Annotated in this window: 17 protein-coding genes and 2 pseudogenes; 13 read left to right on the top strand and 6 right to left on the bottom strand. The window is 71.0% G+C overall.

The annotated features are described in order from the left end of the window. Positions 1-237: 237 nt before the first annotated feature. Positions 238-1,527 (top strand): citrate synthase, encoded by a 1,290-nt coding sequence (locus ACFPQ9_RS25545; protein WP_380857617.1) that lies wholly within the window; start codon positions 238-240, stop codon positions 1,525-1,527. Positions 1,528-2,177: 650 nt separating this feature from the next. Here ACFPQ9_RS25545 and ACFPQ9_RS25540 read toward each other — a convergent pair. From ACFPQ9_RS25540 to ACFPQ9_RS25530, 3 genes are all read right to left on the bottom strand, one after another. Continuing rightward, positions 2,178-4,508 carry a heavy metal translocating P-type ATPase gene (locus ACFPQ9_RS25540; protein WP_380857614.1) on the bottom strand — a complete coding sequence of 777 codons (2,331 nt, stop codon included), beginning with the start codon at positions 4,506-4,508 and terminating at the stop codon, positions 2,178-2,180. Positions 4,509-4,516: 8 nt separating this feature from the next. Beyond that, the gene (locus ACFPQ9_RS25535; protein WP_380857611.1) at positions 4,517-4,756 is read right to left on the bottom strand and encodes a heavy-metal-associated domain-containing protein; all 240 of its coding nucleotides are present in this window, start codon (positions 4,754-4,756) and stop codon (positions 4,517-4,519) included. A 240-nt stretch (positions 4,757-4,996) separates the two neighbouring features. Next, positions 4,997-5,680 carry a TetR/AcrR family transcriptional regulator gene (locus ACFPQ9_RS25530; RefSeq protein ID WP_380857608.1) on the bottom strand — a complete coding sequence of 228 codons (684 nt, stop codon included), beginning with the start codon at positions 5,678-5,680 and terminating at the stop codon, positions 4,997-4,999. 160 nt (positions 5,681-5,840) lie between these two features. Between ACFPQ9_RS25530 and ACFPQ9_RS25525 the strand changes: the two genes are divergently transcribed. Both ACFPQ9_RS25525 and ACFPQ9_RS25520 read left to right on the top strand, forming a co-directional pair. After that, complete coding sequence (locus ACFPQ9_RS25525) at positions 5,841-8,060, top strand: MMPL family transporter (RefSeq protein ID WP_380857605.1); 2,220 nt, start codon at positions 5,841-5,843, stop codon at positions 8,058-8,060. A gap of 101 nt (positions 8,061-8,161) precedes the next feature. Next, a complete protein-coding gene (locus ACFPQ9_RS25520; protein ID WP_380857602.1) occupies positions 8,162-9,205 on the top strand; it encodes a zinc-dependent alcohol dehydrogenase family protein in 1,044 nt (347 codons plus the stop codon). Here ACFPQ9_RS25520 and ACFPQ9_RS25515 read toward each other — a convergent pair. Both ACFPQ9_RS25515 and ACFPQ9_RS25510 read right to left on the bottom strand, forming a co-directional pair. Next, positions 9,186-9,782: a GNAT family N-acetyltransferase gene (locus ACFPQ9_RS25515; RefSeq protein WP_380857599.1), complete on the bottom strand. Its 597-nt coding sequence runs from the start codon at positions 9,780-9,782 to the stop codon at positions 9,186-9,188. The genes ACFPQ9_RS25520 and ACFPQ9_RS25515 overlap by 20 nt on opposite strands. A 52-nt stretch (positions 9,783-9,834) precedes the next feature. Beyond that, on the bottom strand, positions 9,835-10,035 hold the full coding sequence (locus ACFPQ9_RS25510; protein ID WP_380857596.1) for a helix-turn-helix transcriptional regulator: 201 nt from the start codon (positions 10,033-10,035) through the stop codon (positions 9,835-9,837). Positions 10,036-10,531: 496 nt separating this feature from the next. On the opposite strand from ACFPQ9_RS25510, the gene iolC reads away from it, so the two are divergent. The 6 genes and pseudogenes from iolC (at position 10,532) to ACFPQ9_RS25480 (ending at position 17,799) form a co-directional block, all read left to right on the top strand. Then, on the top strand, positions 10,532-11,482 hold the full coding sequence (gene iolC, locus ACFPQ9_RS25505) for a 5-dehydro-2-deoxygluconokinase (RefSeq protein ID WP_380857593.1): 951 nt from the start codon (positions 10,532-10,534) through the stop codon (positions 11,480-11,482). Next, positions 11,479-12,360, top strand: a complete 882-nt coding sequence (locus ACFPQ9_RS25500) for a Cgl0159 family (beta/alpha)8-fold protein (RefSeq protein WP_380857590.1) — start codon at positions 11,479-11,481, stop codon at positions 12,358-12,360. Before iolC ends, ACFPQ9_RS25500 begins: the two co-directional genes overlap by 4 nt. A 124-nt stretch (positions 12,361-12,484) precedes the next feature. Continuing rightward, positions 12,485-12,805 (top strand): annotated as a pseudogene (locus ACFPQ9_RS25495) (5-deoxy-glucuronate isomerase); the annotation flags it as partial. Next, the gene (gene iolD, locus ACFPQ9_RS25490; RefSeq protein WP_380857587.1) at positions 12,802-14,685 is read left to right on the top strand and encodes a 3D-(3,5/4)-trihydroxycyclohexane-1,2-dione acylhydrolase (decyclizing); all 1,884 of its coding nucleotides are present in this window, start codon (positions 12,802-12,804) and stop codon (positions 14,683-14,685) included. The pseudogene ACFPQ9_RS25495 and the gene iolD, both read left to right, overlap by 4 nt. Before the next feature lie 14 nt (positions 14,686-14,699). Then, positions 14,700-16,202: a CoA-acylating methylmalonate-semialdehyde dehydrogenase gene (mmsA, locus tag ACFPQ9_RS25485; RefSeq protein ID WP_380857584.1), complete on the top strand. Its 1,503-nt coding sequence runs from the start codon at positions 14,700-14,702 to the stop codon at positions 16,200-16,202. Between the two features lie 199 nt (positions 16,203-16,401). Continuing rightward, positions 16,402-17,799, top strand: a complete 1,398-nt coding sequence (locus ACFPQ9_RS25480; protein ID WP_380857581.1) for an APC family permease — start codon at positions 16,402-16,404, stop codon at positions 17,797-17,799. A 3-nt stretch (positions 17,800-17,802) separates the two neighbouring features. Here the strand turns inward: ACFPQ9_RS25480 and ACFPQ9_RS25475 are convergent, their stop codons facing one another. Continuing rightward, entirely contained in the window at positions 17,803-18,294 is a 492-nt protein-coding gene (locus tag ACFPQ9_RS25475; protein ID WP_380858665.1) for a GNAT family N-acetyltransferase, read from the bottom strand. Positions 18,295-18,329: 35 nt separating this feature from the next. On the opposite strand from ACFPQ9_RS25475, the gene ACFPQ9_RS25470 reads away from it, so the two are divergent. The 4 genes and pseudogenes from ACFPQ9_RS25470 to ACFPQ9_RS25455 all read left to right on the top strand — a co-directional run bounded on the left by ACFPQ9_RS25470 (position 18,330) and on the right by ACFPQ9_RS25455 (position 25,553). After that, the gene (locus ACFPQ9_RS25470) at positions 18,330-20,981 is read left to right on the top strand and encodes a CocE/NonD family hydrolase (RefSeq protein WP_380857578.1); all 2,652 of its coding nucleotides are present in this window, start codon (positions 18,330-18,332) and stop codon (positions 20,979-20,981) included. Then, positions 20,978-21,841, top strand: a complete 864-nt coding sequence (locus ACFPQ9_RS25465; RefSeq protein WP_380857575.1) for an ABC transporter permease — start codon at positions 20,978-20,980, stop codon at positions 21,839-21,841. Before ACFPQ9_RS25470 ends, ACFPQ9_RS25465 begins: the two co-directional genes overlap by 4 nt. A 148-nt stretch (positions 21,842-21,989) precedes the next feature. Beyond that, complete coding sequence (locus ACFPQ9_RS25460; protein WP_380857572.1) at positions 21,990-23,558, top strand: vWA domain-containing protein; 1,569 nt, start codon at positions 21,990-21,992, stop codon at positions 23,556-23,558. A gap of 67 nt (positions 23,559-23,625) precedes the next feature. After that, positions 23,626-25,553 (top strand): annotated as a pseudogene (locus ACFPQ9_RS25455) (AMP-dependent synthetase/ligase). Positions 25,554-25,594: the final 41 nt, after the last annotated feature.

The raw sequence follows: 25,594 nt of genomic DNA, 5'->3' as shown, positions 1-25,594 counted from the left end.
CCTTCTGACCTGCCGGTTCGTGAGGCAGCGAAAAAAATGATCGATCAAACGAGTCGTGAAGGTCACAGACCACTTCCAGATGAGGAAAACAGGGGGCAGGATGGCAGGTTGGCGGCACTCAGTGCCGCCAATAGGCCCAATGGTCGACCCCGAGTGCACTCTCCTGAGCCGAATGGGGGAGGGTAGAGACAGTCAGGGCAACCTCGAAGATGAGGCACAACGTCGGTGAGGGAAGACGTGAGCGACAACTCTGTAGTACTGCGGTACGGCGACGGCGAGTACACCTACCCGGTGATTGACAGCACCGTCGGCGACAAGGGCTTTGACATCGGCAAACTCCGCGCCCAGACCGGTCTGGTGACGCTGGACAGCGGATATGGCAACACGGCCGCCTATAAATCCGCCATCACCTACCTCGACGGCGAGCAGGGGATCCTCCGGTACCGCGGCTACCCGATCGAGCAGCTGGCCGAGCGCTCCACCTTCCTGGAGGTGGCCTACCTGCTGATCAACGGTGAGCTGCCGACCGTCGACGAGCTCTCGACGTTCAAGAACGAGATCACCCAGCACACGCTGCTGCACGAGGACGTCAAGAACTTCTACAAGGGCTTCCCGCGCGACGCCCACCCGATGGCCATGCTGTCGTCGGTCGTCTCGGCGCTGTCCACGTTCTACCAGGACAGCCACAACCCGTTCGACGAGCGGCAGCGCAACCTCTCCACGATCCGCCTGCTCGCCAAGCTTCCGACGATCGCGGCGTACGCGTACAAGAAGTCGATCGGCCACCCGTTCGTCTACCCGCGCAACGACCTCGGTTACGTCGAGAACTTCCTGCGCATGACGTTCTCGGTTCCGGCGCAGGAGTTCGAGCTGGACCCGGTCGTGGTCTCCGCCCTCGACAAGCTGCTGATCCTGCACGCGGACCACGAGCAGAATTGTTCGACGTCGACGGTTCGCCTGGTGGGCTCGTCGCAGGCGAACATGTTCGCGTCGATCTCGGCCGGCATCTCCGCCCTCTGGGGCCCGCTGCACGGCGGCGCCAACCAGTCCGTCCTGGAGATGCTCGAGGGCATCCAGGCGGGCGGCGGCGATGTCGACTCCTTCATCCGCAAGGTGAAGAACAAGGAGGACGGCGTCCGCCTGATGGGCTTCGGCCACCGGGTGTACAAGTCCTTCGACCCGCGCGCGAAGATCATCAAGGCGGCGGCGCACGACGTCCTCTCCGCCCTCGGCAAGTCCGACGAGCTGCTGGACATCGCCCTGAAGCTGGAGGAGCACGCGCTCTCCGACGAGTACTTCGTCTCGCGCAACCTCTACCCGAACGTCGACTTCTACACGGGTCTGATCTACCGGGCCATGGGCTTCCCGACCGAGATGTTCACGGTCCTGTTCGCCCTCGGCCGGCTGCCGGGCTGGATCGCCCAGTGGCACGAGATGATCAAGGAGCCGGGTTCCCGCATCGGCCGCCCGCGCCAGATCTACATGGGTGTGGTGGAGCGCGACTTCATCCCGGTCGAACAGCGCTGATAGTTGCCGGTGGCTGGGCCGACCTGTTTTTTGAGGGGCGCGGGGAACTGCGCGAACGGCCCCCACCGGCCCGCAGCCGCCAATGACCCCTATTTTCCCGGCTGATCCGCGAAGCGAAAGGCGCCCTGGCGCCGGTCCCCCCACGGGCCGACGTCCAGGGCGCCTTCCCATGTCCCGGTGCGGATTCCCCCCACGGGATCCGGCCGGGCGTCTGAGAGAGCAGCGCCTGAATCGCTGTCTTTCGGTATTGCCATTGAGTGGAACGAGCAGAACTCGTCGTACTCATGTATGCGGTTGTGCTCTGTCTGCGATCTGCCGGGACAGCGCACGGTCGGGAGGGCCGCTCAAAGCTTCCCGACGTACGTGCCCCGGCAACGCAACTCTGAGGAAGTCCCCCAAGACATCCCCAGATGCCAGTAAGCGCCCCCCAAGACGCTGCCTGACATCGTCAACTTAGACCTTCGAACCCCTTCGATGGTTACGTTCACATCACTGTGATCTGCGTCTCTTGCATATGTCCGTTAGATACGCAAGAGCCCCGATATGGCGATCGAGACCCAAGCGTAAGGATGATGCGCGAGCCTTGTGAAGAGCTTATGTGAGCCGGGCGTCGGACTCCAGAGGGACCCAGCGGGGTTCTTACTACGAATTCACCGGAACGTCCGCAGTCGAAGGCTGTTCGACACCACGAACACCGAGGAGAACGCCATCGCGGCCCCCGCGATCATCGGGTTCAGCAACCCCATCGCGGCCAGCGGCAACGCGGCGACGTTGTATCCGAAGGCCCACACGAGGTTGCCCCTGATCGTGGCCAGCGTCCGCCGGGACAGCCGGATGGCGTCCGCCGCCACCCGCAGATCACCGCGCACCAGCGTCAGATCGCTCGCCTCGATCGCCGCGTCCGTCCCCGTGCCCAGGGCGAGACCCAGATCGGCGGTGGCGAGCGCGGCCGCGTCGTTGACGCCGTCACCCACCATGGCCACACAGCGCCCCTCGCGCCGCAGCCGCCGTACCGCCTCGACCTTCTCCTCGGGCAGGACCTCCGCGATCACCTGATCGATACCGACCGCGTCCGCCACCGCCTCGGCGACCGCCCGGTTGTCCCCGGTGAGCAGCACCGGGGTGAGTCCCAGCGCGCGCAGCTCGCGCACCGCCTCCGCGCTGGTCTCCTTCACCGCGTCCGCCACGGCGAGCACACCGCGCGCCGCTCCGTCCCACCCGACGACGACGGCCGTACGACCGTCCCTCTCGGCCTCTTCCCGGGCGCGGACCAGCTCGGTGGGCAGCGTGTCGAAAAGGCGCCCCACGGCCACGTCACGGGCCTCCACGCGGCCGCGCACGCCCCGCCCGGGGACGTTGCGGAACTCCTCGACCTGCGGCAGCCGTCCGACCCGCTCTTCCGCGCCGGTCGCGACCGCGCGGGCCACGGGATGCTCGGAGGCGTGCTCCACGGCCCCCGCGAGCCGCAGCAATTCCTGCTCGTCGGTGCCGTCGGCGACGTACACCTTCTGGAGGGTCATCCGGCCGGTGGTGACCGTGCCGGTCTTGTCCAGGACGACGGTGTCGACCCGGCGCGTGGACTCCAGCACCTCGGGGCCCTTGATCAGGATGCCGAGCTGCGCCCCGCGTCCGGTGCCCACCATGAGGGCCGTGGGGGTGGCCAGACCCAGCGCGCACGGACAGGCGATGATCAGGACCGCGACCGCCGCGGTGAAGGCGGCGACCGAGTCGTCGGTGAGCCCGAGCCAGGCCCCGAAGGCGGCGACCGCGAGGACGATCACCGCCGGCACGAACACCGCGGAGATCCGGTCGGCGAGCCGCTGCACCTCGGCCTTGCCGTTCTGCGCGTCCTCGACGAGTTTCGCCATCCGGGCGAGCTGGGTGTCCGCGCCGACCCGGGTCGCCGCCACGACGAGTCGCCCGCCGGCATTGACGGTCGCACCGGTGACGGCGTCCCCGACCGTCACGTCCACCGGCACCGACTCGCCGGTCAGCATGGCGGCGTCCACGGCGGAGGTGCCCTCGACCACCGTGCCGTCGGTGGCGATCTTCTCGCCGGGACGTACGACGAACCGGTCGCCGACGGCCAGTCGAGCGACGGGGACACGGTGCTCGCGGCCGTCCCTGAGTACGGCGACGTCCTTGGCGCCGAGCTCCAGCAGGGCACGCAGCGCCGCACCCGCGCGGCGTTTGGAACGGGCCTCCAGATAGCGGCCGAGGAGGATGAACGTGACGACGCCGGAGGCCACTTCGAGGTAGATCTGCGAGGCGCCGTCCACGCGCGCGACGGTGAACTCGAAGGTGTCGTGCATACCGGGCATGCCCGCGTCGCCGAGGAACAGCGCCCACAGCGACCAGCCGAACGCCGCCAGCGTGCCCATCGAGATCAGCGTGTCCATGGTCGCCGCGCCGTGCCGTGCGTTGGTGAACGCCGCCCGGTGGAAGGGCAGTCCGCCCCAGACGACGACCGGCGAGGCGAGGGTGAGCGCGAGCCACTGCCAGTTGTCGAACTGGAGGGCCGGGATCATCGACAGCGCGATGACCGGGACGGCGAGCAGGGCGGAGACGGTGAGGCGTTGGCGATAGGAGGCCAGTTCCGGGTCCTCCGGGGCCTGGGCCCGGGCCTGCTCCGGCGCGTCGGGCGGGGGAGCAGGCTCCTCGGCGGTGTACCCCGTCTTCTCCACCACCGCGATCAGGTCGGCGACCTCGATGCCCGCGGGGTAGCTGACCTTGGCCTTCTCCGTCGCGTAGTTCACCGTGGCGGTCACGCCGTCCATGCGGTTGAGCTTCTTCTCGACCCGCGCCGCACAGGAGGCGCAGGTCATCCCGCCGATGAGCAGCTCGACGTCCGAGGCGGCGGCGCGGACGGCCGTGTCGGTCGCGGGCGATGTCGCGGCCTGGCCGGTCGCAGGCGTCGTCCCGGCCGTGGCGGTCGTGCCGGCCGGCTCGGCTATCGGCGGTTCGTCGGTGGTGCGGGTCATGGCTGGACTCAGGCCTTGCCGACCAGTTCGAAGCCGGCCTCGTCGACGGCCGCGCGCACGGCCTCCTCCTCCAGAGCCGCCGCCGAGACGACGGTGACCTCGCCGGTCGAGGCGACAGCCTTCACCGAGCTGACGCCGGGGATCTCGGAGATCTCGCCGGAGACGGCCCCCTCGCAGTGTCCGCAGCTCATGCCGCTCACCTTGTAGACGGCGGTGACGGAGCCGGAGGTGTCGGTCTGGGCGGTCATGTGGTTCTCCTCGTCGAGGCATGTGGGGCTGCGGGGACCCACGGGGTCCCTATCCCTCCACGGTATACCCCTACGGGGTACTGCTCAAAGAGGGGTGGCCCCTGTCGGTACGGCACGCGTGTTCGGCGTGTACCGCGTTCTCGCTCCGGGATGCGGGTGGGTCCGGGGTGGGAGAGAGTGGGTCGCGGGGTCCCCCCGAATCCGGGAGCTGATCCATGCACACCTATCGGTACCGGCCCATCACGTCGCGGTACGGGCCTCCTCGGCATGACCGAGCCGGTCGCCCACCAGCGGGTCGAGGTAGCGGATCAGGGCGTGCTTCAGCTCCTGGACGTAGGCGTCGCGCTCGGCGCCCGTGTGGGCGAGCACCAGCTCCAGTCCTGCCTTGTACATGCCCAGGCACATATGGGCGGTGCGGGCGAGGTCGGCAGGGGCGGCGTCCGGCAGGAACGAGGAGAGCAGGCCCTCGATCCGGGACAGCAGGGTCGCGTGCAGGGCGTCGTGCTCCTCGGCCATGCGGCCGGGGATGTCGGGGCCGTGCATCAGCGCGAAGAACACCGGATGGGCGCAGTTGAAGGCGATGAACCGGTCGACGGCCGAGCCGACGGCCACCTCCAGCGGCGTGGCGGGATCGACCGGGGCCAGCGCCTCGCCGTACATCTCGCGCAACTCGTGCATCAGCCGGTCGCCGAGTTCGATGGCGATCGCTTCCTTGTTCGGGAAGAACTGGTACAGCGTGCCCGGTGAGACGCCGGCCTCGCGGGCGATGGCGTTGGTGCTGGCGGCCGTGTAACCGGTGGTGGTGAAGACGGTGGCCGCCGCTTCCAGCAGCTGGGCGATGCGGCGCTCGCCGCGGGCCTGACGGCGGCGCGGCTGCTCCTTCTCCTGGTGGACCTGGTCGTCCTTGTCCCGGTTGGCGGACACGCGTTATCCCCAGCTCTCCGAACGCGATTGACAAACGCGAGTGGTCGCTCGCATTCTTGAGAAACGCGAGCGATGTCTCGTGTTTGCCAGTCTATGGCAGTGACAGCTCCATGCTGCCTGCCGTGCACAGCATGGATCAGGGTGAAGGGGACACCGCACAATGACCGAAGTCAACAGGCCACCCCGAGTCGGAGGCTGGACCCGCTTCGTGACGGCACGGCCCCGGTTGTCGCTGCTCGTGGCCCTGGTGATCACCGCGCTCGCCGTGCTGGCCGGCAGCGGCGTCGCCGACCGGCTGGGCAGCGGCGGCTGGGAGGACCCGGACGCCGAGTCGACCTACGCGACCAAGGCGCTGGAGCGTGAGTTCCCCGCCTCCCAGCCCAACCTCCTGCTCCTCGTGGACGCGGGCGACGCCTCGGTGGACGACCCCGCGGTCGCCGCGCAGGCGCAGCGCCTCGTGACCCGCCTGAGCGGCGAGAAGGGCGTCATAGGCGTCGGCTCCTACTGGCAGACCAAGTCACCAGCCCTGCGCGCCGAGGACGGCCACGAGGCGCTGATCGCCGCCCGGATCACCGGCGAAGAGAAGCAGATGGGGGAGACCCTGGACCGCATCGCGCCCGAGTTCCGGGGCGCGCACGGCCCGGTGGAGGTGAGCGTCGGCGGCCCGGTCGCGGTGCGGCACGAGATGCAGACGACCATTCAGGAGGACCTGCTGCGCGCCGAGGTGATCGCCCTGCCGGTCACGCTGGTGCTGCTGGTGATGGTCTTCGGCAGCGCGGTCGCGGCCCTGCTGCCGCTCGGCATCGGCATCGTCGCCATCCTCGGCACGAACGCGGTGCTGCGCGGCCTGACCGAGTTCACCGATGTGTCGGTCTTCGCGATGAACCTCACCACGGCCCTCGGCCTGGGCCTCGCCGTCGACTACGCCCTGTTCATCGTCCGCCGCTTCCGCGAGGAACTCGCCAAGGGCGCCGAACCACTGGGAGCCGTCGGTACCGCCTTGCGCACCGCCGGACGCACGGTCCTCTTCTCGGCCCTCACGGTCGCGGTGTCCCTGGCGGCGATGCTGCTCTTCCCGCAGTACTTCCTGCGGTCCTTCGCCTACGCCGGCATCGCGGTGGTGCTGCTGGCCGCCGCGGCCGCTCTGATCCTGCTCCCGGCGGCACTGGTCCTGCTCGGCCACCGGGTCAACGCCCTGGACCTGCGCAAGGTGCTGCGGCGCGGGCGGGCGAAGGAATCCGATCAGGCGGCCGGAGCGTCCGAGGGCAAGGGCTGGGCCCGTACGGCGAACCTCGTCATGCGCCGCGCCCCCTTCTTCGCCCTCGGCACCACCGCCGTCCTGGTCCTGCTCGGACTGCCGTTCCTGGGCGTGAAGTTCGGCACCGCGGACGACCGCCAGCTGCCGGCGAGCGCCGAGTCCCATGTCGTGCAGCAGCACATCCGCGACGACTTCCCCGGCAGCCCCGGCGGCGGCCTGGAGGTGCTCGCAGAGGGGCGGGCGACCGAGGCGCAGTACGCCGACTACAAGGAGCGCATCGGCGCGCTCCCCGAGGTGCTGCGGGTCGACGGGCCGCTGGTGAAGGGCGAGTCGGCATACTTCACGGTGCTGCCGAAGGGCGAGGCGGTGGACGACCCGGCCCAGGGCCTGGTCCACGACCTGCGCGCCACCGAGGCGCCGTTCGACACCAAGGTGACCGGCGCGGCGGCGGTCCTGGTCGACTCCAAGGACGCGATAGGCGAACGCCTGCCGCTGGCAGCCGCCTTCATCGCGATCGTCACCCTGCTGCTGGTGTTCCTGCTGACGGGCAGCGTGCTGATCCCGATCCAGGCGGTGGTGCTCAACGCGCTCAGCCTGACGGCGATGTTCGGCGCCGTGGTCTGGGTCTTCCAGGACGGCCATCTGTCCGGCCTGCTCGGCTTCACCAGCCCCGGCTCGATCGAGACGACCCTTCCGGTGCTGATGTTCTGCGTCGCCTTCGGACTGTCGATGGACTACGGCGTGTTCCTGCTCTCCCGCATCAAGGAGGAGTACGACACGACGGGCGACCACGACGAGGCGGTGCGGCACGGTCTGCAACGCACCGGCGGTCTGATCACCGCGGCCGCCGTGATCCTCGCGGTGGTGATGGTCGCGATCGGCACCTCCCGGGTGACCAACACCAAGATGCTCGGCCTCGGCATCGCGCTGGCCGTGCTCATGGACGCGATGATCGTCCGCAGCCTGCTGGTCCCGGCGGTCATGCGACTGACGGGCCGGGCGACCTGGTGGGCGCCGGGACCGCTCAGGCGGCTCCACGACAGGTTCGGGCTGAGCGAGTCGGACGGGGAGCCCGAGCAGGCCGACGCCGAGGAGCGGGACAAGGTGGCGGTGCCCGGCTAGCGTTCCGCCGGACGGGGTGATCTCCGCGCCGGGCCGTTCGGGGAGTCGGTCCCAGACGGTGCGGGGGTCACCGGGCAGGGACGGAAGGCGAGGTGACGGGGATGCGTGCCGTGGTGTTCGAGCGGTTCGGGGAGCCGGCCGAGGTGCGGGACGTGGCCGTTCCGGAGCCGAAGGAGCACGGGGTCGTGGTCCGGGTCGAGGCGACGGGACTGTGCCGCAGCGACTGGCACGGCTGGCAGGGGCACGACCCGGACATCACACTGCCGCATGTGCCCGGTCATGAACTCGCCGGGGTCGTCGAGGCGGTGGGCGACCGGGTGACCGGCCGGCGGCCCGGCGACCGGGTCACCGTGCCCTTCGTGAGCGCCTGCGGCAGCTGCCCGGCATGTGCCGCGGGCGACCAGCAGGTGTGCGAGCGCCAGACCCAGCCGGGCTTCACCCACTGGGGTTCCTTCGCCCAGTACGTCGCGCTGGACCACGCCGACGTCAACCTCGTCGCGGTGCCGGAGGAGATGTCCTTCGCGACTGCAGCCTCGCTGGGCTGCCGTTTCGCCACCGCGTTCCGGGCGGTGGTGCAGCAGGGCCGGGTGGCCGCGGGGGAGTGGGTCGCGGTGCACGGCTGCGGCGGGGTGGGCCTGTCGGCGGTGATGATCGCGGCGGCCTCGGGCGCCCGGGTCGTCGCGGTGGATGTCTCACCGCCGGCCCTGGAGCTGGCGCGGAAGTTCGGGGCGGCCCATTGCGTGGACGCATCCGAGGTGCCCGACACGGCGGCGGCGATCCATGCCGTGACCGGTGGCGGCGCCCATCTCTCCCTGGACGCCCTCGGCTCGCCCGCCACCTGCGCCGCCTCCGTCAACGGCCTGCGTCGCCGGGGCCGGCACATCCAGGTCGGCCTGCTGCCCTCGGAGTCCGGCACCACCCCGGTGCCCATGGCCCGCGCGATCGCCCTGGAGCTGGAACTCATCGGCAGCCACGGCATGGCGGCGCACACCTACCCGCAAATGCTGGAGCTCGTCCGGGCCGGGGTGCTGCGGCCGGATCTGCTGGTGACGTCGACGATCCCGCTGGACGCGGTGCCGGCGGCGCTGGCGGCGATGGGGACGGCGCCGGGTGCGGGAGTGACCGTCATCGAGCCGTGGAGTTGAGGGCGGCGGTGAGGTCGGGGTGCCCGCGGTGGGCCGCCCACTCGCGGTCGAGGATCGCCATCATCACCCAGTCCCGCCACTCACCGTCCCGAAGATCGGCCTCCCGCCGGACACCCTCCACCACGAAGCCGACCTTCTCGTAGACGCGCAGGGCACGGGGGTTGTGGCCATAGGCCTCCAACTGGATGCGGTGCAGCCCGAGTTGCTCGAAACCATGGCCGACGATGAGCCGGGTGGCCTCGGTGCCGATACCCCGGCCGCGTCCCCGGGGGCCGACGAGCGTGCGGAACGTACAGCCGCGTGCCGTGGCATCCCACTCGTACAGGACGACCTCGCCGACGAGTTCGCCGGTGGCGCGGTCGGTGACGGCGAGGTCGAGGCGGTCGCTCTGCTCGGAGCGTGAGCCGTACCAGGAACGCAGCCGCTCCAGCGGGAACTCCTCGCCGGGATCGCCGGTGAAACGAAGGACCTCGGGGTCCTCGATGATCTCCGCCATGACAGCGGCGTCGTCCTCGGTGAAGGGGCGCAACACGGTCAGGTCGCCGGTCAGTACGGGCTTGACGGAGAAGTCGCTCATGGCCCCACTGTGCCCCACGCGCCGGGTGGGGCACAGGTGGTTTTCCGGGAGGTCAGTCAGGCCTTCGGCCGCGGTTGCCGGGGCGGGAGGCCACCCAGAGCCGCACGGTGTCCGCGTACCAGAAGGGCTTGCCGCCCTCCACATGGTCCGGCGGCGGCAGCAGCCCGTGCTTGCGGTAGGACCGTACGGTGTCCGGCTGCACCTTGATGTGCGCGGCGATCTCCTTGTACGACCAGAGCATTCGGTCGGTCATCAGTTGCACCTCCCCGCGCGCGCCGCGGTGGCGACCGGGGGCCGGTCGTCGGGGGGACCGTGCGCTGCGCTGGCGATCACAAAGCCTGTGTCCGGTCAACGACGCAGAGTGAGGACGGGACGGGGTCCGTGCGCGGGTGTGACGCAGGGTTCGCGTAGACGGGACATGTGTGACAGGAAAGGGTCCTTTGTGACACAGGTGACGCAAAGGAGCGTAGGCGCGGCGCATTGACAAGGAGGCCGGTGGCACCCGCTAAGGGGCGCGGGGAACTGCGCGACCAGCCCCCCGCCACCCGCACCCGCCCGCGCTCAGCACCCGGCACACACCTGGGCGCCCGCCCAACCCCCGGAGGGCCCTGGTTCGAATGTCTGGACAAAACATTGACAGGCCTCCCCGACCAGGGCTACAAAGCCGGAGAGACCCGACGCACCCGCGAGCGAGCGCGCGCGTCGGTGTCGGCACGCGTGCCGCGACACAGGGAGACCGAGGGAAGCCGATGGCGTACGACCTGATCACCATGGGGCGGATCGGAGTGGACCTCTACCCCTTGCAGACCGGCGTCCCGCTGCCGCAGGTCACCTCTTTCGGCAAGTTCCTCGGCGGCTCGGCGACGAACGTCGCGGTCGCCGCCGCCCGCCTCGGCCGCCGCACCGCGGTGATCACCCGCACCGGGGACGACCCCTTCGGCACCTATCTCCACGAGGCCCTGCGGGGCTTCGGCGTCGACGACCGCTGGGTCACCCCGGTACCCGGCCTGCCCACCCCGGTCACCTTCTGCGAGGTCTTCCCGCCGGACGACTTCCCGCTGTACTTCTACCGCCGGCCCAAGGCGCCCGACCTGGATATCGACGCCCACGAGCTCGACCTCGACGCCATCCGGGAGGCCCGTATCTTCTGGGTCACCGGCACCGGCCTGAGCGAGGAGCCCAGCCGGACGGCGACGCTCGCGGCCCTCGCCCACCGCGCGAAGGCCGGGGCGACGGTCTTCGACCTGGACTGGCGGCCCATGTTCTGGAGCGACCCGGCCGCCGCCCGCCCCTTCTACAAGGAGGCGCTGCGCCACACCACCGTCGCCGTCGGCAACCTCGACGAGGTCGAGGTCGCGACCGGCGTACGCGAACCGCACGCCGCCGCACGCGCCCTGCTGGACGCGGGCGTACAGATCGCGGTCGTCAAGCAGGGCCCCAAGGGCGTCCTCGCCGTCAACAGCAACGGCGACCGGGCCGAGGTCCCGCCGCTGCCCGTGAACGTCCTCAACGGCCTCGGCGCCGGCGACGCCTTCGGCGGCTCCCTCTGCCACGGCCTCCTCGAAGGCTGGGACCTGGAGAAGACCATGCGGCACGCCAACGCCGCCGGTGCCATCGTCGCCTCCCGCCTGGAGTGTTCCTCCGCGATGCCGACACGGGACGAGATCGAGACCGCGATCGCAGCGGGGGCCGTCAAGTGAACGTCGACATCTCCGAGCTGGTCCGGTTGCGCACCCGGCGGCCGGAAGCCGTCGCCGAGGCCGCCGCTCGGCGTACGCGTCGGCCGCTGCTCAGTGACAACGGCCGTCTGATGATCGTCGCCGCCGATCACCCGGCCCGCGGCGCCCTCGGTGTCGGCGACCGCAAGCTGGCCATGGCCAACCGTGCCGACCTGCTCGAACGCCTCTGCCTTGCGCTGGAGCGGCCCGGTGTCGACGGTGTGCTCGCCACCGCCGACATCCTGGACGACCTGCTGCTGCTCGGCGCCCTCGACGGCAAGGTCGTCATGGGGTCGATGAACCGCGGCGGCCTCCAGGGCGCGAGCTTCGAGCTGGACGACCGTTTCACCGGCCATCGCGCCGAGGACATCGAGCGGCTGCGCTTCGACGCCGGCAAGCTGCTGCTGCGCGTCGACTACGACGACCCCGGTTCCCTCACCACCCTGGAGTCCACCGCCCGCGCCATCGACGACATGGCCGCCCGCCGGCTCCCCGTCTTCGTCGAGCCGTTCCTCAGCAGCCGCACCCCCGAGGGCAAGGTCAGGAACGACCTGTCCGCCGAGGCCGTCACCAAGTCCATCGCCATCGCCTCCGGACTCGGCGGCACCTCCGCCTACACCTGGCTGAAGCTCCCGGTCACCGAGAACCCCGACGACATGGCCGAGGTCATGCAGACCTCCACCCTCCCGGCCGTCCTCCTCGGCGGTGAGGTCGGGGACGACCAGGACGGGGCATATGAGAAGTGGCGGGGTGCCCTCCAGCTGCCCACCGTGCGGGGTCTGGTGGTGGGACGGTCGTTGCTCTATCCGGTGGACGGGGATGTCGCCGCCGCCGTCGACACCGCCGTAGGACTGCTGTGAGGTTCCCATGACCATGAGCCGGACGTTCCGTCCCGGGGTGCAACGAGGCGCTGCCGTCTCGGGGTTCAGCGGTGCGGATGCGGCCGGCCCGGCACGATGCGCAGTTGCCCGTCGGCTCTCCCAGCGGAGCGCCGGCGCACAGATCGCCTCCGGCGCGGGAGACCGCTTTGCTTTGGCAGGAGCGAAGTGCGAGCGAAGACTCCCCGCCCGCTACGGCCCCGCGCCGGAGGTTCTCGTCGAGCAGCGAGGCAGCGGCGGCCGCCCGCGCCGGGAGGAGATCCACCACTTCGGGATCGACGGCCCGAACGGGTTCGGCCATCGGCGCGTATCTCCCTCGCGTGAGGGCGGATCGGACGCCCTCGCCGAGGTCCGCACCGGCGACGCCGTCACCGTCCCGCAGTGCCGGATCTGCTTCCATCCGGCACCTACGGAGGGTTACCGATGACCTCAACGACGAGGCTCACGGTCGCACAGGCGCTTGTCCGCTTCCTGTCCGCCCAGTACACCGAGCGCGACGGGGCGCGCCACCGCCTGATCGGCGCCACCTGGGGCATCTTCGGCCACGGCAACGTCGCCGGGATCGGCCAGGCGCTGATCGAGTACGGCGATGTCATGCCGTACCACCAGGGCCGCAACGAGCAGGCGATGGTGCACGCGGCCGTCGGCCACGCCCGGCAGTCGAACCGCCTCTCCACCCACGCCGTGACCACCTCCATCGGACCCGGCGCGACCAACCTCGTCACCGGCGCCGCCCTCGCCACCGTCAACCACCTCCCCGTCCTGCTCCTCCCCGGCGACATCTTCGCCACCCGCCCCGCCGACCCCGTCCTCCAGCAGCTCGAAGTCCCGTACGCGGGCGATGTGTCGGTCAATGACTGTCTGCGCCCGGTGTCCAGGTACTTCGACCGGATCACCCGCCCCGAAGCCCTGATTCCGTCCGCCCTCGCCGCCATGCGCGTCCTCACCGACCCCGTCGAGACCGGCGCCGTCACACTCGCGCTGCCGCAGGACGTGCAGGCCGAGGCGTACGACTGGCCGGACGAGTTCTTCGCCGAGCGCACCTGGGTGGTCCGCCGGCCGGGCGCCGACCCGACCGAACTCGCCGAGGCCGTACGCGCGATCCGCGCCGCCCGCCGCCCCCTCGTCGTCGCGGGCGGCGGCGTCCACCACAGCCGCGCCGAGGCGGCCCTCGCCGAGTTCGCCGCGGTCACCCGCATCCCCGTCGCCTCCACCCAGGCCGGCAAGGGCTCCCTGCGCTTCGACCACCCCCAGGACGTCGGCGGCGTCGGCCACACCGGTACCGCCACCGCCGACGAACTCGCCCGCACCGCCGACCTGGTGATCGGCGTGGGCACGAGGTACACCGACTTCACCACCGCCTCCGGCACCCTCTTCGCCCACCCGGAGGTCCGCTTCCTCAACCTCAACATCGCGCCCTACGACGGCCACAAGCTCGCCGGGATGCCGCTGGTCGCGGACGCCCGCAGCGGTCTGATGGAGCTGACCGCGGCCCTGGACATGCACGCCTACCGGGTCGCCGCCTCCTACATCGCCGAGTACACCGAGGACAAGGAGCGCTGGGAGCAGCGCGTCGACGCCTGCTACGAGGCCGACGAGCCCGACGTACGGCCGACGCAGCCGCAGGTGCTCGGCGTCCTGGACGCGCTCGTCGACGAGTCGGACGTGATCATCAACGCGGCCGGCTCCCTCCCCGGCGACCTGCACAAGCTGTGGCGGGCCCGCTCGCGGGACCAGTACCACCTGGAGTACGGCTACTCCTGCATGGGCTACGAGATCCCGGCCGCGATCGGCGTGAAGCTGGCCGCTCCCGAGCGTCACGTCTGGGCACTGGTCGGCGACGGCACGTATCTGATGATGCCGACGGAGATCGTGACCGCCGTGCAGGAGGGCGTCGCGATCAAGGTGTTGCTCGTGCAGAACCACGGGTACGCGTCCATCGGCGGGCTGTCGGAGGAGACGGGTGCGGAGCGCTTCGGCACGGCGTACCGCCATCGCGCGGACGACGGCACCTTCACGGGTGCCCCGCTCCCCGTCGACCTGGCCGCCAACGCCGCGAGCCTGGGCATGCGGGTATTGCGCGCGAAGACCGTCAGCGATCTCCGTGAGGCGCTCGCCGAGGCCCGCGACGCCGACACTCCCACATGTGTCTACGTCGAGACCCAAACGGCAGACACAGTGTCGGGCCCGCCGCCCGCACAGGCCTGGTGGGATGTTCCCGTGGCCGAGACCGCGACCCGACCGTCGGCGGTCAAGGCACGTGAGCTGTACGAACGGCACGTCTCCACCCGACGCCGCCACATGTGAAGGAGCAACTGGGCATGACGAAGATCGTCAACCACTGGATCGGCGGCAAGTCCGCCGAAGGCGCGTCGGGCAACTACGGGCCGGTCACCGACCCGGCCACCGGCGCGGTCACCACGAAGGTCGCCTTCGCCTCGGTCGACGAGGTCGACGCGGCGGTCGCGGCCGCCAAGGAGGCGTATCCGACCTGGGGCCAGTCCTCGCTGGCCCAGCGGACGTCCATCCTGTTCAAGTTCCGCGCGCTGCTGGACGCCAACCGGGACGCCATCGCCGAGCTGATCACCGCCGAGCACGGCAAGGTGCACTCCGACGCCCTCGGCGAGGTCGCGCGCGGCCTGGAGATCGTCGACCTCGCGTGCGGCATCAGCGTGCAGCTGAAGGGCGAGCTGTCCACGCAGGTCGCCAGCCGCGTCGACGTCTCCTCCATCCGGCAGCCGCTGGGTGTCGTCGCGGGCATCACGCCGTTCAACTTCCCGGCGATGGTGCCGATGTGGATGTTTCCGATCGCCATCGCGTGCGGCAACACCTTCGTGCTCAAGCCGAGCGAGAAGGACCCGTCGGCGTCCATCAAGATCGCCGAGCTGCTGGCCGAGGCCGGGCTGCCGGACGGCGTCTTCAACGTCGTGCACGGCGACAAGGTGGCCGTCGACCGCCTCCTGGAGCACCCCGACGTCAAGGCGGTGTCGTTCGTCGGCTCGACCCCGATCGCCCGCTACATCCACACCACCGCCTCCGCCAACCACAAGCGCGTGCAGGCGCTCGGCGGCGCCAAGAACCACATGCTGGTCCTGCCGGACGCCGACCTGGACGCGGCCGCCGACGCCGCAGTGTCGGCCGCCTACGGCTCCGCGGGCGAGCGCTGCATGGCCATCTCCGCGGTCGTCGCGGTCGGTTCGATCGGCGACGAACTGGTGGAGAAGATCCGCGAGCGCGCCGAGAAGATCAAGATCGGCCCCGGCGACGACCCGACGAGCGAGATGGGCCCGCTGATCACGGCCGTACACCGCGACAAGGTGGCGTCGTACGTGGCGGGCGCGGCGGCCGAGGGCTGCGAGGTCGTCCTCGACGGCACCGGCTACACCGTCGACGGCTACGAGGACGGCCACTGGATCGGGATCTCCCTCCTCGACAAGGTGCCCACGTCCGCGAAGGCGTACCAGGACGAGATCTTCGGCCCGGTCCTGTGCGTGCTGCGTGCGGAGACGTACGAGGAGGGCGTGGCCCTCATCAACGCCTCGCCGTTCGGCAACGGCACCGCGATCTTCACCCGGGACGGCGGCGCCGCCCGCCGCTTCCAGCTGGAGATCGAGGCCGGCATGGTCGGCGTGAACGTCCCGATCCCGGTCCCCGTCGGCTACCACAGCTTCGGCGGCTGGAAGGACTCCCTCTTCGGCGACCACCACATCTACGGCAACGACGGCACGCACTTCTACACCCGCGGCAAGGTCGTCACCACCCGCTGGCCCGACCCGGCCGACGCCCCCACCGGTGTCGACCTGGGCTTCCCGCGCAACCACTGACACCCGGTGTCAGGGGCCGTCCGCATCGCGGACGGCCCCTTTTTTCTGTGCCCCCGCGCTGCGGTTCCCGCACCCGTCGAAGCTGCCCTGTATGCGGCCTTGACGCGACGTTAACGCGTGAAAGTCGGTCTCTTGGCAACGGATTCCGTAGGTGAGCACCCATTGACGCGATGGTTTCCGTCGATGTTGCATCCCCCTCGTGACCGACACCCTCACCCCCGTCGAGGGCGCCGCAGTCGAGGCGTCAAACGGCCCCCAGCAGCTCAAGCGCTCCATCGGCGTGGTCGGCGGCACCCTGCTCACGCTCTCCTGCGTGACCCCCGCCTCCACCCTCTTCGTGGTCGTCCCCGACCTGTTCGGCTCGCTCGGCACCGCCACCGCCCTGACGATCGCCATCGGCTCCCTCCTCTGCGTCGCCGTGGCGTTCTGCTACTCGGAGCTGGGCACCCTCATCCCCAGCGCGGGCGGCGAGTACGCGATGGTCTCCACGCTGGCCGGACGGCTCGCGGGCTGGCTCGTGTTCGTGCTGTCGCTGCTGGTCGTGATGGTCGTCCCGCCGGTGATCGCGATGGGCACCGCCGACTACCTCGCCCCGATCGTCCACCTCGACCCCGCCATGACCGGCGCCGGCGTCATGCTGCTCGCCACCCTCGCCGGCCTGCTGGACCTGCGCGCCAACGCCTGGATCACCGGCGTCTTCCTGGTCCTGGAGGTCATCGCCGCGGCCGTCGTGGCGGTGCTGGGCTTCGCCCACGCCGAGCGCGGCCCCGCCGACCTGGTCTCGATGAAGGTGGCCGGCGCGGACGGCGGCACGGACACCGTGACGGCGCTGCTGGTCGTCTCCGGGCTCGCCATCGCGCTCTTCGTCACCCAGGGCTTCTCCACCGCCGTCTACCTCTCCGAGGAGCTGGAGAACCCGCGCCGCAACGTCGCCCGCACGGTGCTCGCCACCCTCGGTATCTCCGCCGTGATCATCCTGGTCCCGGTCGTCGCCATCACCCTCGGCGCCTCCGACCTCCAGGAGCTGACCGGCGGCGACCTCTCCGCCATGGTCACCGCCTGGTCCAACACTGCGGTCGGCACCTTCGTCAGCCTCTGCGTGGCCCTCGCGATCATCAACGCCGGCATCGTCATGGTCATCCAGAACTCCCGCGTGCTGTTCGCCTCCGCCCGCGACAAGGCCTGGCCCCGGCCGGTCAACGACGTCCTCGCCAAGCTCGGCCGCTTCGGCTCCCCGTGGGTCGCCACCCTCGCCGTCGGCGTGCCCGGCGCGGCCCTGTGCTTCGTCAACCTCGACACCCTGTACGGCGTCACGGGCGTCTCGGTGACCGGCATGTACCTGCTCGTCGCGGTCGCCGCCCTGCTCGCCCGGCGCGGCGCGCACCGGCACACCCGCGCCTGGCGGATGCCGCTGTGGCCCGCGATGCCCGTCCTGCTGATCGCGGTCCTCGGCTACATCCTGACCCAGCAGGAGACCGCGCATCTGCTGTGGACCGGCGGCATCACGGCCGTCGCCACCCTCTACTGGGCCCTGTACCTGCGCCCGCGCCGTGAGAGCCGCTGGCTGGTGACGCTCCCGGAGGACGCGCGCACCTGACCGTCAGCGGAAGTCCCACGTGATGACCGAGCACGCCCCGTCGCCCTTGCCACCCGCACTCCGGTAGGTGGCGAGGGCGACCTCGTCCCCGGCCTCGATCAGCACCCACATCCCGTAGCACCCGAGCCCCCGGCCCAGCGCGTCGAGCCGCCGCACCAGCGCCCGCCCGATGCCCCGCCGCCGGTAGGGCTCGCCCACCCCCAGCTCGTACAGGAACATCTCGGCGCCCTTGTCGGGGTGCACGGTCTCGACGCCGCTGACGAAGCCCACCGGCTCGCCGTCGACATAGGCCACGAGGAGGTGGTGACCGGCGGTCCGCAGGAAACGCTCGGCCCACTCGGTGCGCACCGGATGATCGAAAAGGTGCTCTGCGGCGGCGACTTCTGCGGGGGTCGTGGCCCGGCGGATGTCCATGTGCCTTCGTACCACGGCTGGTGTACGCGGGAGGCGGCTCGTACTTCCGTGGGAGGGGCCGCGGTTCGCCCTCCGGTAGATAACTTGCCGACAGGTTCGCCCCGTACCGTTGAACCATGGATCTTCGATTGCCCGGGCTCCGCGCACTACGGGGGCCGCGGCGGCTGCTGGCCGCCGCGGCCGCTGTCGTCGTCATAGCCGGTGCCGGTACGTGGACTGTCGCGTCGGCCGACGACGACGCGCCCGCGGTGCGCCGCGCCGACCGGGTCATGGACATGGGCGACGGGGTGCGCGTCGACACCTCGTACTTCACGGCCGCCGAGGGCGGCCGCCGCCCCGCCGTCCTCCTGGCGCACGGCTTCGGCGGCAGCAAGGACGACGTACGGCAGCAGGCCCAGGACCTCGCCCGGGACGGGTACGCGGTGCTGACCTGGTCGGCCCGCGGCTTCGGGAAGTCCACCGGCGCGGTCGGGCTGAACGACCCGAAGGGCGAGGTCGCCGACGTCTCCCGGCTGCTGGACTGGCTGGCGAAGCAGCCCCAGGTCGAACTCGACAAGGCCGGCGACCCGCGCGTAGGCATGGCGGGCGGCTCCTACGGCGGCGCGATCTCCCTGCTGGCCGCCGGCCACGACGACCGCGTGGACGCCATCGCCCCGGCGATCACCTACTGGAACCTCGCCGACGCGCTCTTCCCGAACGGCGTCTTCAAGAAGCTCTGGGCGGGCATCTTCGTCAACTCGGCGGGCGGCTGCGAGAAGTTCGAGAAGCAGATCTGCGCGATGTACGACCGGGTCGCCGAGTCCGGCGTCCCGGACGCACAGGCGCGCGAGATGCTGGAGGAACGTTCGCCGTCGGCCGTGGGCGACCGCATCAAGGTCCCCACCCTCCTCATGCAGGGCCAGTCCGACTCCCTCTTCCCGCTCGGCCAGGCCGATCAGGCGGCCAAGGCGATCAAGGCAAACGGCGCCCCCGTCGACGTCGACTGGATCTCCGGCGGCCACGACGGCGGCGACATGGAGACGGGCCGTATCCAGGCCCGCGTGAAGTCCTGGTTCGATCGGTACCTCAGGGACGACAAGGGCGTCGACACCGGCCCCGCCTTCCGGGTCACCCGCACCGGAGGCGTCGACTCCACCGACGGCCAGGCCCTGCTGCGTGGCGCGAGCGCCGACTCCTACCCCGGCCTGGAGAGCGGCCCCGAGTCCTTCCGCCTCACCGGCGGCGAGCAGAGCTTCGCCAACCCGGCCGGCGCCAGCCCGCCCGCCGTCTCCGCCCTGCCCGGACTCGGCGGCTCCGGCGGCCTCTCCCAGTTGTCCTCGCTCGGCGTCGGGGTGTCCCTGGACTTCCCCGGCCAGTTCGCCGCCTTCGAGTCGGCGCCGGTCACCGGCGACCTGCGCATCACCGGCTCCCCGAAGGCGACCGTGCACGTGAAGTCGACCGGCGAGGACGCGGTGCTCTTCGCCAAGGTCTACGACGTCGGCCCCGACGGCAGGCAGCAGGTGCTGCCCTCGCAGCTCGTCACGCCCCTGCGCGTCGAGGACGCCAAGGCCGGCAAGGACGTGACGCTCACGCTCCCGGCCGTCGACCACGACATCGAGAGCGGCCACCGGCTGCGCCTGGTCGTCTCCTCCACGGACCTCGGCTACGCCTCACCGGTCGCCCCGGCGACGTACACCGTCGCCCTGAAGGGCGATCTGACGGTCCCGACGGCGCCCGGCGTGGGCACCGCCGCCGCCCCGCTCCCGGCCTGGGTGTGGTGGCTGCCGCTGGCCGGCGCGGGCGTCGCCCTGGCCCTGCTGCTGACGGCCCGCCGCCGCACCGCCACCTCGGCGCCCGACCCCGCGCTGGCCGAGGTGCCGCTCCAGATCACCGACCTGAGCAAGCGGTACGCGGGCTCGCAGGACCGGTACGCCGTACGGGACCTGTCGTACCGCGTGGAGAAGGGCCAGGTCCTCGGGCTGCTCGGGCCGAACGGCGCGGGCAAGACGACGACCCTGCGCATGCTGATGGGCCTGATCAAGCCGGACGCAGGTGAGATCCGGGTCTTCGGCCACGCCATCCGCCCCGGCGCGCCCGTCCTGTCCCGGGTCGGCGCCTTCGTCGAGGGCGCGGGCTTCCTGCCGCACCTGTCGGGCCGGGAGAACCTGGAACTGTACTGGCAGGCCACCGGCCGCCCGGCCGAGGACGCCCACCTGGAGGAGGCCCTGGAGATCGCCGGCCTCGGCGACGCACTGGCCCGCGCGGTACGCACGTACTCCCAGGGCATGCGCCAGCGTCTGGCCATCGCCCAGGCCATGCTCGGCCTGCCGGACCTGCTGATCCTGGACGAGCCGACCAACGGCCTCGACCCGCCGCAGATCCGCGAGATGCGCCAGGTGATGATCCGCTACGCGGCGGCCGGCCGTACGGTCATCGTCTCCAGCCATCTCCTGGCGGAGGTCGAGCAGTCCTGCACCCACCTCGTGGTGATGGACCGCGGCCGGCTCGTGCAGGCGGGCCCGGTCGGCGAGATCATCGGCTCCGGCGACACGCTGCTCGTGGGCACGGCCGAACCCGTCGAGGAGCCGGTCGTGGAGAAGGTGGCGGCGCTGCCCGGCATCGCCTCCGCGATCCGCACCGACGAGGGCCTGCTGGTCCGCCTGGCCGCCGACGGCCGTGCGACGCGCCTGGTCGCCGAACTCGTCCGCCTCGAAGTGCCCGTCCAGTCCGTCGGCCCGCACCGCCGGCTGGAAGACGCCTTCCTCACCCTGATCGGAGGCTCCGCATGAGCACGCTCACCGAGCGCACCGAGGTCGCCTCCGGCTACCGGGCGGGCCGCACGCTGCCGCTGCGGGTCGAGCTGATCCGGCAGCTGAAGCGGCGCCGCACGCTGGTCATGTTCGGCATCCTGGCCGTGCTGCCGTTCGTGCTGGTCGCCGCGTTCGCGATCGGCGGTGAGCCGGACGGCGGCGGCAACCGGATCACCCTGATGGACACGGCCACGGCGTCCGGCGCCAACTTCGCCGCCGTGAACCTGTTCGTCTCCGCGGGCTTCCTGCTGGTCATCCCCGTCGCGCTGTTCTGCGGGGACACGGTGGCCTCGGAGGCCGGCTGGTCCTCCCTGCGCTATCTGCTCGCGGCGCCCGTGCCCCGGGCCCGGCTGCTGTGGTCCAAGCTGGTGGTGGGCCTCGGGCTCAGCCTGGCGGCGATGATCCTGCTGCCCGTGGTCGCGCTGGCCGTCGGCACCGCGGCCTACGGCTGGGGACCCCTGCAGATCCCCACCGGCGGCTCGATCGGCACCGGCACCGCCGCGCAGCGCCTGGTGGTGATAGTGGCGTTCATCTTCGTGTCCCAACTGGTCACCGCGGGTCTCGCGTTCTGGCTGTCGACCAAGACGGACGCCGCGCTCGGCGCGGTCGGCGGCGCGGTCGGCCTGACCATCGTCGGCAACGTCCTGGACGCGGTGACCGCGCTCGGCGACTGGCGGCACTTCCTGCCCGCACACTGGCAGTTCGCCTGGGCGGACGCCGTACAGCCCACTCCCGAGTGGTCCGGCATGATCCAGGGCGCGGCGATTTCCATAACGTACGCCCTGGTCCTGTTCGCGCTGGCCTTCCGCGGTTTCGCCCGCAAGGACATCGTGTCCTAGGTCAACGGAAGATCACCCACCGGTCTCGACAGGCGCCTCCCGTGCCTCATTCGAGACTCATCCGCAACGCTTCGTAGCGCACGTTCCGGCCCCCTGGCCCGTCACAGTCACAGAAAGTCGACGTCAACGGACCAAGGGGGCACGGAAGATGGACCCACATCGCATACGAGGGGTGCTGGCGCTGACCGCGGCGGCCGGGCTGCTGCTCACCGGCTGCGGCGCGGGCGACAGCGGCAACTCGGCCGCGGACAACAGCAGCTACCCCACCGGCCGCCCGGCCCCCGCTCCCGGCTACGGCAACGGCGGCGGCACCGGTGGCACGGGCGAGCAGAAGAACGGCGACGACTCCGACTCCGAGTCCCGGGAGTTCGCGCCGGCCCCCGACTACCTCTCCACCTTCGCCCTGGACGTCGACACCGCCTCCTACGGCTACGCCCGTCGCACCCTCGCCGAGGGCCGGCTGCCCGACCCCTCGACGGTCCGCCCCGAGGAGTTCGTCAACAGCTTCCGCCAGGACTACGACCGTCCCGACGGCAACGGCTTCTCGGTGAGCGTCGACGGCGCCCGCACCGAGCGCGAGGACTGGTCCCTGGTCCGCGTGGGGCTCGCCACCCGGTCGGCCGCCGACACCGGTGAACGCCCGCCCGCCGCCCTGACCTTCGTCATCGACATCTCCGGCTCCATGGCCGAGCCCGGCCGCCTCGACCTCGCCAAGAAGTCCCTCGGCGTGATGACGGACCGGCTGCGCGACGACGACTCGGTCGCGATCGTCACCTTCAGCGACGAGGCGGAGCGGGTGCTGCCGATGACGCGCCTGGGCGACCACCGGGACGAGGTCCACGACGCGATCGACAGCCTGGAACCCACCGACTCCACCAACCTCGGCGCGGGCGTGGAGACGGGCTACGAGACGGCGGAGGACGGCCTGCGCGAAGGCGCCACCAACCGGGTCGTCCTGGTCTCCGACGCCCTGGCCAACACGGGCGACACCGACGCGGACACCATCCTCGAACGCATCGCGTCCGAACGCCGCGAACACGGCATCACCCTCTTCGGCGTGGGCGTCGGCAGCGACTACGGCGACGCCCTGATGGAACGCCTGGCGGACAAGGGCGACGGCCACACGGCCTACGTATCCACCGACGAAGAGGCCCGGGAGGTCTTCTGCGAGGACCTCCCGCGCAACATCGACCTCACCGCCCGCGACGCCAAGGCCCAGATCGCCTTCGACCCGGCGACGGTCTCCGAGTTCCGGCTCATCGGCTACGACGACCGGCAGGTCGCCGACGAGGACTTCCGCGACGACAGCGTCGACGGCGGCGAGGTCGGCCCCGGCCACACGGTGACGGCCCTGTACGCCGTGCGCACCAAGCCCGGCACCGAGGGGCACCTCGCCACGGCGAGCGTGCGCTGGCTGGACCCGAGGACGCGGGCTCCGCACGAGGAGTCCGGGCGGCTGGAGAGCGGATCCCTCCAGGACTCCGTCTGGAGTGCGAGCACCCGCTTCCAGGTCACGGCCACGGCCGCGTACTTCGCCGACGCGCTGCGGCTCGGGGACGATCGCTGGAGCGCACTGCCCGGCTCCTCGCACCTCGGCGAACTGGCCGAGCACGCGGACGAACTGGCGAGCACGACCGAGGACAAGGACGTGCGCGACCTGGCCGACGCCATCCACCGGGCCGGCGACCTCACGGGTCGGGACCGAGCGGTGTCATAAGCATTGACCTTCGACTACGCGTGAGTAAGTTGACTCCCCGGTAAGTCCGACTGGCACGGGAGCCGACATGGGCGTACGCAAGGATCTGAAGCGGGCGAAGCGGCGGAGCGATCTGATGGCGCGGGCCGGCGTCGAGATCGTCAAGGACGAGCAGGGGGTCGTCCGGGAGGCCCGGACACCGCCGCTCGCCCCGCCCTCGGCCTCCGGCACCACCGCCGATCTCCCGTACGTCAACGCCGCCGAGGCGCCCGATGCCGTGGTTCTGCGGCGCAGGCAGGGCGGTGACCCGACCTGGCACCCCGTCACCGCCACCGCCTTCGCCGGGGAGGTCACCGCCGTGGCCAAGGGACTGATCGCCGCCGGGCTCGAACCCGGCGGCCGGGTGGCCGTGATGTCACGCACCCGCTACGAGTGGACGGTCCTGGACTTCGCCATCTGGGCCGCCGGCGGCCAGACCGTCCCGATCTACGCCACCTCCTCCGCGGACCAGGTCGAGTGGATCGTCCGCGACTCGGGCGTACGCCATGTCGTCACGGAGACGAAGGAGAACACCGAGACGGTCGCGGCCGGCACGGCAGGGCACGGACAGCGGCCGAGGGTATGGCAGTTGGATGAGGAGGACGCCCTCGGCGCCCTCACCGCACTCGGCCGGCACCTGCCCGACGACGAGGTCACCAAGCGCCGTGGCGCCCTCACCCCGGACACCATCGCGACCGTCTGCTACACCTCCGGCACCACCGGCAGACCCAAGGGCTGCGTCCTCACCCACGCCAACCTCCACGCCGAGGCGGCCAACACGGTCGAGCTGCTCCACCCGATCTTCAAGGAGGTCACCCGGCAGACCGCCTCGACCCTCCTGTTCCTCCCCCTCGCCCACATCCTCGGCCGCAGCCTGCAGATCGCCTGTCTGATGGCCCGGATCGAGATCGGCCACTGCCCGAGCATCAAGCCCGACGAACTGCGCCCGGCGCTCAGGGAGTTCCGCCCCACCTTCCTCGTCGGCGTCCGTATCTCTTCGAGAAGATCCACGACACCGGTCGCGCCACCGCCGAGAAGATGGGCCGCGCCGCCTCCTTCGACCGCGCCGACCGCGTCGCCGTCCGCTTCGGCGAGGCGTACCTGCACAAGTTCCTCGGCACGGGCAAAGGCCCCGGACTCGGCCTCTACGCCGCCTGGGCCCTGTACGACCTGCTGGTCTACCGCCGCGTCCGCAAGGAACTCGGCGGCCGCATGAGCTACGCCATCAGCGGCGGCTCACCCCTGGACCGCAACCTCAACCTGTTCTTCTACGCCGCCGGCATCATCGTCTACGAGGGCTACGGCCTGACCGAGACGACGGCCGCCGCCACCATCGTCCCGCCGCTGAAGCCCCGCCCGGGCACGGTCGGCCGCCCCGTCCCCGGCACCGCCGTCCGCATCGCCGACGACGGCGAGGTCCTCATCAAGGGCGGCATCGTCTTCGGCTCGTACTGGAACAACCCGGCCGCCACCGACGCCGTCCTGCGGGACGACTGGTTCGCCACCGGCGACCTCGGCTCCCTCGACGAGGACGGCTACCTCACCATCACCGGCCGCAAGAAGGACATCCTCGTCACCTCCGGCGGCAAGAACGTCTCCCCGGCCGTCCTGGAGGACCGCCTGCGCAGCCGCTCACCGATCGGCCAGTGCCTGGTCGTCGGCGACAACCGCCCCTTCATCGGCGCCCTCATCACCCTCGACCCGGAGGCCGTGACCCACTGGCTCGCCGTACGCAAGCTGCCCGCCGACACGGCCCTGTCGGAGGTGATCCGCGACCCCCGGATGCGCGCCGACGTCCAGAAGGCCGTCGACTACGCCAACGAGGCCGTCTCCCGGGCCGAGTCGATCCGTGCGTTCGTCCTGGTCGAGGGCGAGTTCAGCGAGGACAACGGCATGCTCACCCCGTCCCTGAAGGTCAAGCGGCACGCGGTGACCAGGGTGTACGCCGACGAGATCGCGACGCTGTACGGCAGCTGACGGCCCGTTCGGCCGCACTGGGATGGTGCGGCCGGGGCGGA

This window comes from Streptomyces coerulescens (assembly GCF_042657965.1).
GTDB lineage: Bacteria > Actinomycetota > Actinomycetes > Streptomycetales > Streptomycetaceae > Streptomyces > Streptomyces coerulescens.
This window is presented reverse-complemented; position numbering and strand designations above follow the sequence as displayed.